Consider the following 13,369-nt stretch of genomic DNA (forward strand, 5'->3'; position numbering starts at 1 on the left):
CCAGCGGCCGCTGCTCCGGCGGCACCGTCCGCACCCGCGGCTCCGGCCGCCGGCGACTCGCCCTCCGGCGACGCCGCGAAGCCGGGCGGCCCCCGTCCCGGTGCGCCGCGTCCGGGGAACAACCCGTTCGCGTCCTCGCAGGGCATGGGCCAGCGCCCCACCGGCACGCCGCGTCCGGGGAACAACCCGTTCGCAGCGGCTCAGGGCATGGGTCAGCGTCCGAACCCCAGCAACATCCCGCGTCCGCAGGCTCCGCGCCCCGGCTCGCCCCGTCCGGGCGTCGGCCAGGGTCAGCGTCCCGGTGGCCCCGGTCGTCCGGGTGGCGCAGGTCGTCCCGCCGGCGGCGGCGGCTTCCGTCCCGGTGGTGCCGGTGGCGGCTTCCGTCCCGGCGGTGCCCCCGGTGGTGCACCCGCCGGTGGATTCGCCGGTCGCCCCGGTGGCGGCGGCGGTCGTGGTCGCGGACCCGGCGGTGGTACCGCAGGTGCCTTCGGTCGCGGTGGCGGCAAGAGCAAGGCACGCAAGTCGAAGCGGACGAAGAGGGCCGAATTCGAGCTGCGGGAAGCCCCGTCGCTCGGCGGCGTGAGCGTCCCGCGCGGCGATGGCAACACCATCATCCGTCTGCGTCGTGGCGCGTCCATCTCGGACTTCGCCGACAAGATCGACGCCAGCCCCGGCAACCTCGTCACCGTGCTGTTCCACCTCGGTGAGATGGCGACGGCGACGGAGTCGCTCGACGAGGCGACCTTCGACGTGCTCGGTTCCGAGCTCGGCTACAAGATCCAGATGGTCTCGCCCGAGGACGAGGACCGGGAGCTCCTCGAGGGCTTCGACATCGACCTCGACCAGGAGCTGGAGGACGAGTCCGACGAGGACCTCGCCATCCGTCCTCCCGTGGTCACCGTCATGGGTCACGTCGACCACGGTAAGACGCGCCTCCTCGACGCCATCCGCAACGCGAACGTCGTCGCCGGCGAGGCCGGTGGCATCACGCAGCACATCGGTGCGTACCAGGTCGTCGCGGAGCACGAGGGCATCGAGCGTCCGATCACCTTCATCGACACCCCGGGTCACGAGGCGTTCACCGCCATGCGTGCTCGTGGTGCGCAGGTCACCGACATCGCGATCCTCGTGGTCGCGGCGGACGACGGCATCATGCCGCAGACGGTCGAGGCCTTGAACCACGCGCAGGCGGCCAACGTGCCGATCGTCGTCGCGGTCAACAAGGTGGACAAGCCCGATGCCAACCCGGCCAAGGTGCGCCAGCAGCTGACCGAGTACGGTCTCGTCGCCGAGGAGTACGGCGGAGACGTCATGTTCGTCGACGTCTCGGCTCGTGCCGGCACCGGCATCAAGGACCTCCTCGACGCCGTGCTGCTCACTGCGGACGCCGGTCTCGACCTGCGCGCCAACCCGAACAAGGACGCACGCGGCGTGGCCATCGAGGCCAAGCTCGACAAGGGCCGCGGTTCCGTCGCGACCGTCCTCATCCAGTCGGGTACCCTCCGCGTCGGTGACGCGATCGTCGCCGGTACGGCATACGGCCGCGTCCGTGCGATGGTCGACGAGAACGGCGACACCGTCGCCGAGGCGGGTCCCTCGCGTCCCGTCCAGGTGCAGGGCCTCTCGAGCGTTCCTCGGGCAGGCGACACCTTCCTCGTCACCGAGGAGGACCGCACCGCGCGTCAGATCGCCGAGAAGCGTGAAGCCGCGGAGCGCAACGCCGCTCTGGCCAAGGCCCGCAAGCGCATCTCGCTCGAGGACTTCACCCGTGCACTCGAAGAGGGCAAGGTCGAGGCGCTCAACCTCATCATCAAGGGTGACGTCTCCGGTGCCGTCGAGGCACTCGAGGAGTCGCTGCTCAAGATCGACGTCGACGACAGCGTCCAGCTGCGGATCATCCACCGCGGTGTCGGTGCGGTCACCGAGTCCGACGTCAACCTCGCCACGATCGACAACGCGATCATCATCGGGTTCAACGTGCGCCCCGACCCGAAGGCCCGCGAGCGCGCGGCCCGTGAGGGTGTGGACGTCCGCTTCTACTCGGTCATCTACAACGCACTCGAGGACGTCGAGCAGAGCCTCACCGGCATGCTCAAGCCCGAGTACGAAGAGGTCCAGTCCGGTGTCGCCGAGATCCGCGAGGTGTTCCGTTCCTCCAAGTTCGGCAACATCGCGGGTGTCATCGTCCGCTCGGGCACGATCACGAGGAACGCCAAGGCGCGGGTCATCCGCGACGGCGTCGTGGTCGGCGACAGCCTGGCGATCGAATCGCTGCGTCGGTTCAAGGACGACGTCACCGAGGTGCGTACGGACTTCGAGGCCGGTATCGGTCTCGGCAAGTTCAACGACATCCAGATCGGCGACGAGATCGAGACGATCGAAATGAAGGAGAAGCCGCGCGGCTAGTCCGCCCGGTCGGTCCCCGTCGTCCTCCTCCGGGAGGGCGGCGGGGATTCCTGCTTGTATTGTGTGTGCAGCATCCGTCGGGCGGCCCTCCGCCCGGCGGTCATCAGAGGAGGACGAGATGGCAGAGAACCCCAGGGCCCGCAAGTTGGCGGACCGCATCAAGGAAGTCATCGCCAAACGGCTCGACAAGGGTATCCGCGACCCGCGGCTCGGCTTCGTGACCATCACCGACGTACAGGTGACCGGGGACCTCCAGCACGCGAACGTGTTCTACACGGTGTACGGCTCCGACGAGGAACGCGCCGACACCTCGGCCGCGCTCGAGTCCGCCAAGGGCCTGTTGCGTGCCGAGATCGGCCGCAACATCAACACCCGGCTGACGCCGAGCCTCGACTTCTTCCTGGACGCGATCCCGGAGAACGCGCAGCACATCGAAGATCTGCTGCGCGAGGCGAAGAACCGCGACACCGAGGTGGCCGGGCTTGCCGCCGGTGCCGCTTACGCCGGCGACGAGGATCCCTACGTGAAGCCGCGCGAGGTCGACGCCGAGGACTAGACACCTCGCACCACCCTTCGACAGGCTCAGGGGCCGGGTTGCTTCGCCCGGTCGCTGAGCCTGTCGACGTGCGCCCTTCGACAAGCTCGGGGACCGCGAGTGGGGCCCAGGGACCGCGAATGGGGCTCGAGGACCGCGGGCGGGGCTGAGAGGCCGGTCAGTCGTGGGGGAGTGCGTATCCTCCGTCGACGCGCACCGCGAGGCGGTCGGCGACCAGTCCGGCGAGTGCGCGGTCGAACTGCTCGCCGTCGGGCCAGAGCGTCCGGAGTTCCTCGCCCGTCAGGGAGCGGTGGGTCGAGCGGAGCTCGGCCATGATGATGCCCCGGACCTGTCGGTCGCTGCCCGCGAACTGCTTCTGCTTCGTCTTGACCGGTCCGTCGTAGGCCGGGTATCCCGCTGCGCGCCAGGCGCACACCTCGCGGAGCGGACACTCCTCGCACCGAGGTGCCCGAGCGGTGCAGACCACCGCGCCGATCTCCATCATCCCGGCGTTGAAGACGGCTGCCTCCGAGCGGGACTCCGGTAGGAGCGCCTCCATCGCTGGGAGGTCCGCCTTGGCGTTCGGCGGCCCGGGCTCGCCGTGGCCGCGGACGGCTCGGGCGATGACCCGTCGGGTGTTCGTGTCCACCACCGGGTGCCGGTCCCCGTAGGCGAAGACGGCGACGGCGCGGGCGGTGTAGTCGCCGATGCCGGTGAGCGCCAGGAGCTGATCCACGTCCGACGGGACGATGCCGTCGTGCCGTTCAGCGATCTGGGTGGCCGCCGCATGGAGCCAGAGCGCTCGGCGCGGATAGCCGAGCCGGCCCCAGGCGCGGACGGCTTCTGCCGGTGGTTCGGCCGCCAGGTCGGCTGGCGTCGGCCAGCGCCCGAGCCACTCCTCGAGCCGCGGGATCACGCGGCTGACCTGCGTCTGCTGGAGCATGAACTCCGACACGAGCGTGCCCCAGGCGGGGAACCCCGGGCGTCGCCAGGGGAGGTCGCGCGCCTCGGTGCGGAACCAGGCCGTCACGAGCGGGGCGAGGTCGGAGGGTTCGGGCGGCACCGCACCAGCCTACGATCCGCGCGGGTAGGCTCGGCGCCATGAAGCTCGTCACGACACCACGGATCGCGTTGCTCCGGCAGCTGCGAGACCAGTTCCAGCGGGACTACCCACGAGGCCGCACCCTCATCGCGGTGGACGGCGTCAGCGGCTCCGGCACGGCGGCGTTCGCCGACGGACTGGCCGAGGTGTTCGACGAGGCCGGACGCGCGGTGTTCCGTGCCTCGATCGACGACTTCCACCGTCCTCGCGAGGAACGGTACGCGCGGGGGCGGGACTCGGCCGAGGGCTACTGGCTCGACTCGTTCGACTATCCGCTGTTCCGCCGGGTGCTCGTCGAGCCCTTCCGCCTGGCGGGCAGCGCCGGCTTCCAACTCGTCGGGTTCGACGAGCAGCGCGACGTCGGCGCTCCCTTGCGTTGGACGACCGGCCCGCAGGACGCCGTCCTCATCGTCGACGGCGTCTTCCTGAACCGTCCCGAGCTCCGCGGCCTCTGGCATGCGTCGGTCTGGCTCGACGTCCCGATGGCGACGGCCTACGACCGGCTGCACGAGCGCCTCGGCGTCGACGCCGACCCGACGGCGCCGTCCAACGCACGCTACGTGGGCGGGCAGGCGCTCTACCGCAAGGACGACGACCCGACCGCGCGGGCGACCGCCCTCGTGGACAACACGGACGAGCGGCACCCACGGCGGATCTTCGCCGACTTCTGCTGAGCGCCGCCGCCCAGGGGTGATCCGGCCGCCAGGCGGTGCCGACCGCCGCTGGTACCGTTGCAAGGTGGTCGAGAACAGCACAGCAGCACCCGGGTCGGCGTCCGCCCGTCCCGGTGTCCTCCTCATCGACAAGCCGCAGGGACACACCTCCCACGATGCGGTCGCCCGGGTGCGGCGGCTCGCCGGCACGCGCAAGGTGGGGCATGCGGGAACGCTCGACCCCATGGCCACCGGGCTGCTCGTGCTGGGTACGCGCTCGTCGACCCGTCTGCTGACCTTCATCGTCGGTCTCGACAAGGAGTACACGGCGACCATCCGCCTCGGCGAGGCGACCTCCACCGACGACGCCGAAGGTGAGGTCACCGAGCGCGCCGACCAGGCCGCAGTGGCTGCCGTGGACGACGACGCGATCATCGCCGCGATCCGTCCGCTGACGGGCGACATCGAGCAGGTGCCGAGCACGGTGAGCGCCATCAAGGTGGGCGGGAAGCGCGCCTACGCCCTGGCCCGCGAGGGGATCGAGGTGGAGCTGAAGTCCCGTGCGGTCACGGTCAGCGCGTTCGACGTGCTGGCCATCCGTCGGGATGGCGCGGCGATCGACGTCGACGTCCGGGTCGTCTGCTCCTCCGGCACCTACATCCGCGCCCTCGCCCGCGACCTGGGGGCGGCCCTCGGCGTCGGCGGCCATCTCACCGCGCTTCGCCGGACCCGGATCGGACCCTTCGACGTCAGGGACGCATCGACGATCGACGACCTCGACGTTGAGACGGCGCTGTTGCACCCGGCCGACGTCGCGAAGCGCCTGTTCGGTGCCCTCGAGCTCACGGAGCAGGAGGCGGTCGACCTCGGCCACGGGAAGCGGCTCGACCGCGACCTGCCGGCCGGCCACACCGGTCCGATCGCCGCCGTCGCGCCGGACGGCCGACTGGTGGGGCTCGTCGAGCGCCGTGGCGGCTCGCTCAAGTCGGTCGTGAACTTCCCGGCGGAGGAACCGGCATGATCGAGTGGTTCACCCTCGCCCAGATCGCGGTCGCGGTCGTGGCCGGGCTCCTCTGCATCGTGCTCGGGTTCGCCGGGCGCGCGCCGAACGACCTGACGATGGGGGCGACGGCACTCGTCGAGGTCCTCCTCATCGCGCAGCTGGTGGTGGCGATCGCCGCGCCCGCGTTCGGGAACACGGCCACGGGGAGTGTGCCCGAGTTCTACACCTACCTCGTCTCCGCGATGATCCTGCCGATCGCCGGTGGATTCTGGGCGCTCGTCGAACGCACCCGATGGTCGACGGTCGTCCTCGGCGTCGTCTGTCTCGCGATCGCGGTGATGCTCTACCGCATGGAGCAGATCTGGACCGTCCAGCTCGGCTGACCGTCGGCGCACCGACGGCGGTGGAGGACGACGGCACCGCAGCTCGCGTGACGGTCGTGAAGTGCCGGGGCGAGGGCCCGCGTCGCATAGAATCGTCGGGTCATGCCTCTCCCCACCACCGCTCCAGCCCGTCCACGCGTCCGTGGTGTCGGGGTCGTCCTCGTCGCCGTCTACGGCATCCTGGCGCTCGCCGCCACCGGCCGGTCCGTGGTGCAGATCACGACCAAGTTCGACGAGGCGCCCCTGGCCTATCTGCTCTCGGCCGTCGCCGCGGTGGTGTACATCCTGGCGACCGTCTCGCTCGTCGCTCCAGGCGCCGTCTGGCGGCGGATCGCATGGGCCACGATCTCCTTCGAACTCGCCGGGGTCCTGATCGTCGGCTTGCTGAGCCTGCTCGACCCCGAACTCTTCCCCCACGACACGGTCTGGTCCGGCTTCGGCCGCGGTTATGTCTACATCCCGCTCGTCCTCCCGGTCCTCGGACTGTGGTGGTTGGCCGGACATCGGCGTACCGGCAAATGATCACGTTCACCGAGCTCGACCAGGTCCCTGACGCCTTCGGACCGTCGGCCGTCACCATCGGCAAGTTCGACGGCGTCCACACGGGTCACCGCGCGGTCGTCGCCGCGCTCCTCGAGGAGGCCGCGGCAGCCGGTCTCAGCTCCGTCGCCGTCACCTTCGACCGCAACCCGCTGAGCCTCATCAACCCAGACCGCTGCCCGGCGTCGCTCGTGAGCAACGAGCAGAAGCTCGGTCTCCTGGCGGACGCCGGGGTCGACGCGGCCCTGCTGCTGCGCTTCGACCAGACACTTGCCCAGCTCACGCCCGAGGAGTTCGTCACCTCGATCCTCGTCGGAGCGTTGCATGCCAAGACGGTCCTCGTCGGCGAGGACTTCCGCTTCGGCCATCGCGGCCTCGGAACGGTCGCCACGCTGGAGTCGTTCGGTGAGGTCTACGGCTTCTCCGTGCGCGTCGTGGACGACGTCCGTCCCGGCGGCGGGCGTCGGGTGTCGTCCACCTGGATCCGCGAACTCCTCGAGGAGGGTGACGTCCGCGAGGCGTCGCGGCTCCTCGGTCGTCCGCCCGGCGTGCGGGGTGTCGTCGTCCACGGCGCCAAGCGTGGCCGGGAACTCGGCTTCCCGACCGCCAACCTGTCTCCCGATTCGCAGGGTCTCATCCCCGCGGACGGCGTGTATGCAGGGTGGCTGTTCTGGCGAGGACGTCGGTATCCGGCGGCGATCTCGGTCGGGAACAACCCGACCTTCGACGGCGTCCCGCAGAAGCAGGTCGAGGCCTACGTCCTCGACGAGACCGATCTCGACCTCTACGACGACGAGGTCGAGGTGCAGTTCGTCGAGCGGATCCGCGGCATGGTCGCGTTCACCGGGATCGAGCCGCTCATCGTGCAGATGACCGACGACGTCGAGCGCGCGCGCCGGATGCTGTCCTAGTGGGTCCGCGTCCCCTGTGGCGGGGGAGGGCCCTCGCGCTCGTCGGGATCGTGCTCGTCGCGGCGAACCTCCGCACGGCCGTCACCTCGCTGTCGCCGATCTACGCCGAGATCGACGGTGACATCGGCGTGGGGTCGGTGGGGCTGGGACTCCTCGGGATGCTGCCGCCACTGTGCTTCGCGCTTTTCGGCGTCTTCACCCCGCGGCTCGTGCGTCGGCTGCACCTCGAGCCGGTGCTGCTCATCGCGCTCGGGGCGATCGTGGCCGGACACCTCCTGCGTTCGCTCGCCCCCGACTTCGCCGTCCTCGCGATCGGCAGTGCGCTCTGCTTCGCCGGCATCGGCATCGGCAACGTCGTGCTCCCACCGCTCGTCAAGAAGTACTTCCCTGACCGCATCGGCCTCGTCACCTCGCTCTACGCGACGGTCCTGTCGGTCAGCACGTTCATCCCGCCACTGATCGCCGTGCCGGTCGCCGACGCCGCCGGGTGGCACGTGTCGCTCGGCGTGTGGTCCATCGTCGCCATGCTCGCGGTCCTGCCCTGGATCACGCTCATCGTGCGGGAGCGTCGGGACGCCCGGGCTACCGCAGCGACCGACCCCGAGATCGAGGAGGTGCCCCGCGCCGGGCGCGTCCTCGTCCACCGCTCACCGATCGCGTGGGCCATCGCGGCGGTGTTCGCCACCTCCTCACTGAACGCCTACGCGATGTTCACCTGGCTCCCCACCATCGTCGGTGACGTCGCCGGCGTCACCCCGGCCCAGGGCGGCCTGCTGCTCTCGCTCTTCTCCGCGATGGGCGTCCCGGCGAGCCTGATCGTCCCGATGCTCGTCGCGAGGCTGCGGAACGTCGCCGTCCTCGTCTACGTCGCGAGCGGGTGTTTCGTGCTCGGCTATCTCGGGCTGCTCCTGTGGCCGGCGACGCTCACGTGGCTGTGGGTGTTGCTGGCCGGCCTCGGCCCGCTGCTGTTCCCGCTCGCCCTCGTCCTCATCAACCTGCGGACGGCGACCCACGAGGGCGCGGTCGCCCTGAGCGGTTTCGTGCAGAGTGTCGGGTACACCCTCGGTGCACTCGGCCCCCTGGTCGTGAGCCTGCTGCACGCCGTGACCGGATCGTGGACCGTCCCGTTGCTGCTCCTGCTTGCCACGGGCGCGCTGTGCGCCATCGCCGGCCGCATCACCGGCCGACCGACGACGATCGAGGCGGACCTCGCAGCTCGCGGTCGCTGACCGGTCTGGTCCTCCCGACGGCGCCCAGCGGCGATGCGCATCCGCGCACCGACCCTTGCTCATCTGAGCAAGGGCGCCAACAGGCGTTGTCCGGGTGGTGGTGGCGTCCTAGGCTGGAGACGATCCGGAGGAGGCCCGAGGTGATCGAAAGCGACGAGCTGCTCGCGGTGCGCGCCGCGGAGCTGTACTACGACGAGACGAAGACCCAGGACGAGATCGGCGCGCTGCTCGGCATCACGCGGTGGAAGGTCGGTCGGCTCCTCGCCCAGGCCCGTGAACTCGGCTACATCCGCATCGAGATCGTGCACCCGCGCGCACGCCGCCTCCCGCTCGAACGGGCGCTCCGCGAGCACTTCGGACTCGCGGACGCGGTCGTCGTGCCGAGCCCGAGCGACAGTGCCGACCTCCACGAACGCGTCGCGCGCGCGGCGGCCGACTACCTCGGCGCCATGCGACCGGTGCCGCGGACGCTCGGTGTGAGCTGGGGGAGGACGCTGCGTGACATCGCCGACCACCTGTCCGACGGCTGGGCGACGGGGCTCTCCGTCGTGCAGATCAACGGCGGCGTGAGTCTCAACCAGCGTGTCGGCACTGCGGCCGCCACGGCTGCACGGATCGCCGAGAAGGGCCGTGGCGACGTCACCCTGCTCCCGAGCCCGGCGATCTTCGAGCGCCTGGAGACGAAGCTGAGCATCGAGTCGGACCGCACGGTCGCGGAGGTGCTCCGCACGGCCGCAGCGGCCGACACCTACCTGTACGGTGCCGGCGTGGCCGGGCCCGACTCCGCCCTCGTCCACAGCGGGTACCTCACGGCCGCGGACGTCGACGTCCTGGTCGCACGCGGTGCCGTCGGCGACGTCGTCGGGCGCTACATCGACGCCGAGGGCATGATCGTCGACCCCACACTCGACGAGCGCACGGTCGGGCTCGGACTCGAAGCGCTCCGGCGTGCCGGTCGCAGCATCGCGGTCATCGCCGGAGCGCAGAAGCACGCCGTCGCGAGAGCCGTCGTCAGCAGCGGCCTCTGCACCGTGCTCGTCACCGACGAGGCGACCGCGACGGCACTCCTCGCCGACCACGAACCATCATCCGCGAAGCAGCACACCCCGGAGCAGGAACTGCTCGGAAGGAACGCACCATGACCACACCACCAGGCGACCTCGTGGCGAAGCCGACGGCGCTCGAACTCGTCGACGGCCCCGTCACCGATGCCAGCCTCAGACGCTACCTCGACGGCCTCGCGGGCGTCGACGCCGTCGGGCTCGAACAGCGCGCAGCGGATCTCGGAACGCGCTCGATCAAGACGACGTCGAAGGCCTGGGCCCTCGACCGCATCATCGAACTCATCGACCTCACCACCCTCGAGGGCGCCGACACCCCCGGCAAGGTGCGCTCCCTCGTGGCCAAGGCGATCACCCCGGACGCCGGGGATCCGTCCACCCCGCGCGTCGCCGCGGTCTGCGTCTACGGCGACATGGTGCCGTACGCCGTCGAGGCGCTCGGCGCGGCGCACACGCAGCCGGGTGCGGGACACGACGCCGGCGGGATCAACGTCGCGGCGGTCGCGACGGCCTTCCCGAGCGGACGCGCCTCCCTCGCGGTCAAGCTGGCGGACACGGCCGACGCCGTCGACGCCGGAGCGGACGAGATCGACATGGTCATCGACCGGGGTGCGTTCCTCTCCGGCCGGTACGGCCAGGTCTTCGACGAGATCGTCGCGGTCAAGGAGGCCTGCCGACGCAGCGACGGCTCCTCGGCCCACCTCAAGGTCATCCTCGAGACCGGCGAGCTGAACACCTACGACAACGTGAAGCGCGCCTCGTGGCTCGCCATCCTCGCGGGCGGCGACTTCATCAAGACGTCCACCGGCAAGGTCGCGCCCGCCGCGACCCTCCCGGTCACCCTCCTCATGCTCGAGGTCGTCCGGGACTGGCACCGCCTCACCGGAGAGCAGATCGGTGTGAAGCCCGCCGGCGGCATCCGTTCCTCGAAGGACGCGATCAAGTACCTCGTGACCGTCGCCGAGACGGTCGGCGAGGAGTGGCTCCAGCCGCACCTGTTCCGCTTCGGTGCCTCGAGCCTCCTCAACGACGTGCTCCTGCAGCGTCAGAAACTCACCACCGGCCACTACTCCGGCCCCGACTACGTCACCATCGACTAGGACATCATGAGCTTCCTCGAATACGCACCAGCCCCGGAGTCGACCTCCGTCCTCCACCTCCGTTCCGAATACGGCCTCTTCATCGACGGCGAGTTCACCGAGGGCACGGGTGGCTCCTTCCAGACGATCTCGCCGAGCACCGAGCAGTCGATCGCGACGATCTCCGCGGCGAGTGACGCCGACGTCGATCGCGCCGTCACCGCCGCGCGGCGTGCCTACGACCGGGTGTGGTCGAAGCTGTCGGGCGCCGACCGCGGCAAGTATCTCTTCCGCATCGCGCGCCTCGTGCAGGAGCGCGCCCGCGAGCTCGCCGTGGCGGAGAGCCTCGACAACGGCAAGCCGATCAAGGAGTCCCGCGACGTCGACGTCCCACTCGTCGCCGCCTGGTTCTTCTACTACGCGGGTTGGGCCGACAAGCTCGACTACGCGGGCCTCGGTGCGAACCCGCGCGCCCTCGGCGTGGCCGGGCAGGTCATCCCGTGGAACTTCCCGCTCCTCATGCTCGCGTGGAAGGTCGCACCGGCGCTCGCCGCCGGCAACACGGTCGTCATCAAGCCGGCCGAGACCACGCCGCTCACGGCGCTCATCTTCGCCGAGATCCTCCAGCAGGCCGAGCTGCCGGCCGGTGTCGTGAACATCGTCACGGGTGCCGGAGCGACCGGGGCGGCGATCGTGCGCCACCCCGACGTCGACAAGGTCGCCTTCACCGGGTCGACCGCCGTCGGGCGTGAGATCGCGAAGACCATCGCCGGCAGCGACAAGCGCCTGACGCTCGAGCTCGGTGGCAAGGCCGCGAACATGGTGTTCGACGACGCCCCGATCGACCAGGCCATCGAAGGCATCGTCAACGGCATCTTCTTCAACCAGGGTCACGTCTGCTGCGCCGGATCCCGGCTCCTCGTCCAGGAGAGCATCCACGACGAAGTCGTCGACCGCTTGAAGAGCCGTCTGCAGACGCTGCGCGTCGGCGACCCGCTCGACAAGAACACGGACGTCGGCGCGATCAACTCGGCCGAGCAGTTGGCCCGCATCCGCGAACTCTCGGACATCGGCGAGCTCGAAGGCGCCGAACGGTGGAGCCCGGACTGCGAGCTGCCCGAGAACGGGTTCTGGTTCGCGCCGACGATCTTCACGAACGTGTCCACCAGTCACCGGATCGCCCGCGAGGAGATCTTCGGTCCGGTCCTCTCGGTCATGTCCTTCCGGACGCCCGCGGAGGCCATCGCGAAGGCGAACAACACCCCGTACGGTCTCTCCGCGGGTATCTGGAGCGACAAGGGCAGCCGGATCCTCGCGGTCGCGGACAAGCTCCGCGCCGGCGTCATCTGGGCGAACACCTTCAACCGGTTCGATCCGGCCAGCCCGTTCGGCGGATACCAGGAGTCGGGGTACGGCCGCGAGGGTGGTCGCCACGGGCTCGGTGCCTACCTCGCGCCGGCCGGATCACCGGCCGCCGCCACCGTCGCGCCGTCCACGAGCACCACGAAGGAGGAGCAGCGATGAGCCGGCTCACCATCCCGAAGACCTACAAGCTCGCCATCGGCGGCAAGTTCCCACGCAGCGAATCCGGAAGGACATACGAGGTGACGAACGCCAAGGGGGAGTTCCTCGCGAACGCATCGCTCGCCTCGCGGAAGGACGCCCGCGACGCGGTCGTCGCCGCACGATCGGCACTCGCCGGTTGGTCGGGTGCCACCGCCTACAACCGTGGCCAGGTGCTCTACCGCATCGCCGAGCTGCTCGAGGGTCGGCGGGCGCAGTTCATCGAAGAGATCGTCCAGGCCGAGGGCGTCTCGCAGGCGAAGGCCGCGGCACAGGTCGACGAGGCCATCGACCTCTGGGTCTGGTACGCGGGCTGGGCGGACAAGTACGTCCAGGTGGTCGGGGGAGCGAACCCCGTCTCCGGTCCGTACTTCAACCTCTCGGTTCCGGAGCCGACGGGCGTCGTCGCGCTCATCGCGCCGCAGGACTCGTCGCTCCTCGGATTCGTGAGCGTCGTCGCTCCAGCGCTGGTCGCGGGGAACACGGTCGTCGTGATCGCGAGCGAGCGCCTGCCGCTCTCCTCGATCAGCCTCGCCGAGGTGCTCGCCACGAGTGACGTCCCCGGCGGCGTCGTGAACGTGCTGACCGGATCGCCGGCCGAGATGGCCCCGTGGCTCGCATCGCACGCCGACGTCAACGCGATCGACCTCGCCGGCGCCGCAGCACTCGACTGGGTCGAGCTCGAGGTCCTCGCGGCCGAGACGCTCAAGCGCGTGGTCCGTCCGAGCGGTGCCAGCGGTCCGGTTCCGGCGAGCCTCGACCGCATCACCGCGTTCACCGAGGTGAAGACCGTCTGGCACACGAAGGCGCTCCTCTAGCGACTCGTGGCACCCGCGTGGTGCTTGCACAGCGGCGCCCGGCTGTACAGCCGGGCGCCGCTGTCGTCGACGGGTCGTAACGTTGC

The 13,369-nt window shown here is 70.3% G+C and carries 13 protein-coding genes; 12 read left to right on the forward strand and 1 reads right to left on the reverse strand.

Features of this window, described 5'->3' with window-relative positions:
- Positions 1 to 2,406 (forward strand): translation initiation factor IF-2 (gene infB, locus RWN05_RS16795; RefSeq protein ID WP_314140405.1); only part of this gene is annotated, 2,406 nt, incomplete at its 5' end.
- 118 nt (positions 2,407 to 2,524) lie between these two features.
- Positions 2,525 to 2,962, forward strand: coding sequence for a 30S ribosome-binding factor RbfA (gene rbfA, locus RWN05_RS16800; protein ID WP_064294508.1), 438 nt, complete (start codon positions 2,525 to 2,527; stop codon positions 2,960 to 2,962).
- Between the two features lie 157 nt (positions 2,963 to 3,119).
- Here the strand turns inward: rbfA and RWN05_RS16805 are convergent, their stop codons facing one another.
- The gene (locus tag RWN05_RS16805; RefSeq protein WP_314140406.1) at positions 3,120 to 4,004 is read right to left on the reverse strand and encodes an A/G-specific adenine glycosylase; all 885 of its coding nucleotides are present in this window, start codon (positions 4,002 to 4,004) and stop codon (positions 3,120 to 3,122) included.
- A gap of 38 nt (positions 4,005 to 4,042) precedes the next feature.
- On the opposite strand from RWN05_RS16805, the gene RWN05_RS16810 reads away from it, so the two are divergent.
- From RWN05_RS16810 to RWN05_RS16855, 10 genes are all read left to right on the forward strand, one after another.
- Positions 4,043 to 4,717, forward strand: coding sequence for a uridine kinase (locus RWN05_RS16810; protein ID WP_079002730.1), 675 nt, complete (start codon positions 4,043 to 4,045; stop codon positions 4,715 to 4,717).
- Positions 4,718 to 4,781: 64 nt separating this feature from the next.
- A complete protein-coding gene (gene truB, locus RWN05_RS16815; RefSeq protein ID WP_079003956.1) occupies positions 4,782 to 5,717 on the forward strand; it encodes a tRNA pseudouridine(55) synthase TruB in 936 nt (311 codons plus the stop codon).
- Complete coding sequence (locus RWN05_RS16820) at positions 5,714 to 6,082, forward strand: hypothetical protein (RefSeq protein ID WP_064294504.1); 369 nt, start codon at positions 5,714 to 5,716, stop codon at positions 6,080 to 6,082. The genes truB and RWN05_RS16820 overlap by 4 nt, the downstream gene beginning before the upstream one ends.
- A gap of 102 nt (positions 6,083 to 6,184) precedes the next feature.
- A complete protein-coding gene (locus RWN05_RS16825; protein ID WP_064294503.1) occupies positions 6,185 to 6,604 on the forward strand; it encodes a hypothetical protein in 420 nt (139 codons plus the stop codon).
- On the forward strand, positions 6,601 to 7,533 hold the full coding sequence (locus RWN05_RS16830) for a bifunctional riboflavin kinase/FAD synthetase (RefSeq protein WP_064294502.1): 933 nt from the start codon (positions 6,601 to 6,603) through the stop codon (positions 7,531 to 7,533). The genes RWN05_RS16825 and RWN05_RS16830 overlap by 4 nt, the downstream gene beginning before the upstream one ends.
- Complete coding sequence (locus tag RWN05_RS16835) at positions 7,533 to 8,762, forward strand: MFS transporter (protein WP_314140409.1); 1,230 nt, start codon at positions 7,533 to 7,535, stop codon at positions 8,760 to 8,762. Before RWN05_RS16830 ends, RWN05_RS16835 begins: the two co-directional genes overlap by 1 nt.
- 140 nt (positions 8,763 to 8,902) lie before the next feature.
- Positions 8,903 to 9,904: a sugar-binding transcriptional regulator gene (locus RWN05_RS16840; RefSeq protein WP_079002727.1), complete on the forward strand. Its 1,002-nt coding sequence runs from the start codon at positions 8,903 to 8,905 to the stop codon at positions 9,902 to 9,904.
- On the forward strand, positions 9,901 to 10,923 hold the full coding sequence (gene deoC, locus RWN05_RS16845) for a deoxyribose-phosphate aldolase (RefSeq protein WP_079002726.1): 1,023 nt from the start codon (positions 9,901 to 9,903) through the stop codon (positions 10,921 to 10,923). The genes RWN05_RS16840 and deoC overlap by 4 nt, the downstream gene beginning before the upstream one ends.
- A gap of 6 nt (positions 10,924 to 10,929) precedes the next feature.
- Positions 10,930 to 12,426 (forward strand): aldehyde dehydrogenase family protein, encoded by a 1,497-nt coding sequence (locus tag RWN05_RS16850; protein ID WP_314140412.1) that lies wholly within the window; start codon positions 10,930 to 10,932, stop codon positions 12,424 to 12,426.
- Positions 12,423 to 13,283 (forward strand): aldehyde dehydrogenase, encoded by an 861-nt coding sequence (locus tag RWN05_RS16855; RefSeq protein ID WP_079002724.1) that lies wholly within the window; start codon positions 12,423 to 12,425, stop codon positions 13,281 to 13,283. Before RWN05_RS16850 ends, RWN05_RS16855 begins: the two co-directional genes overlap by 4 nt.
- The last annotated feature ends 86 nt before the right edge of the window (positions 13,284 to 13,369 follow it).

Source organism: uncultured Plantibacter sp. (assembly GCF_963518075.1).
Taxonomy (GTDB): Bacteria; Actinomycetota; Actinomycetes; order Actinomycetales; family Microbacteriaceae; genus Plantibacter; species Plantibacter flavus_A.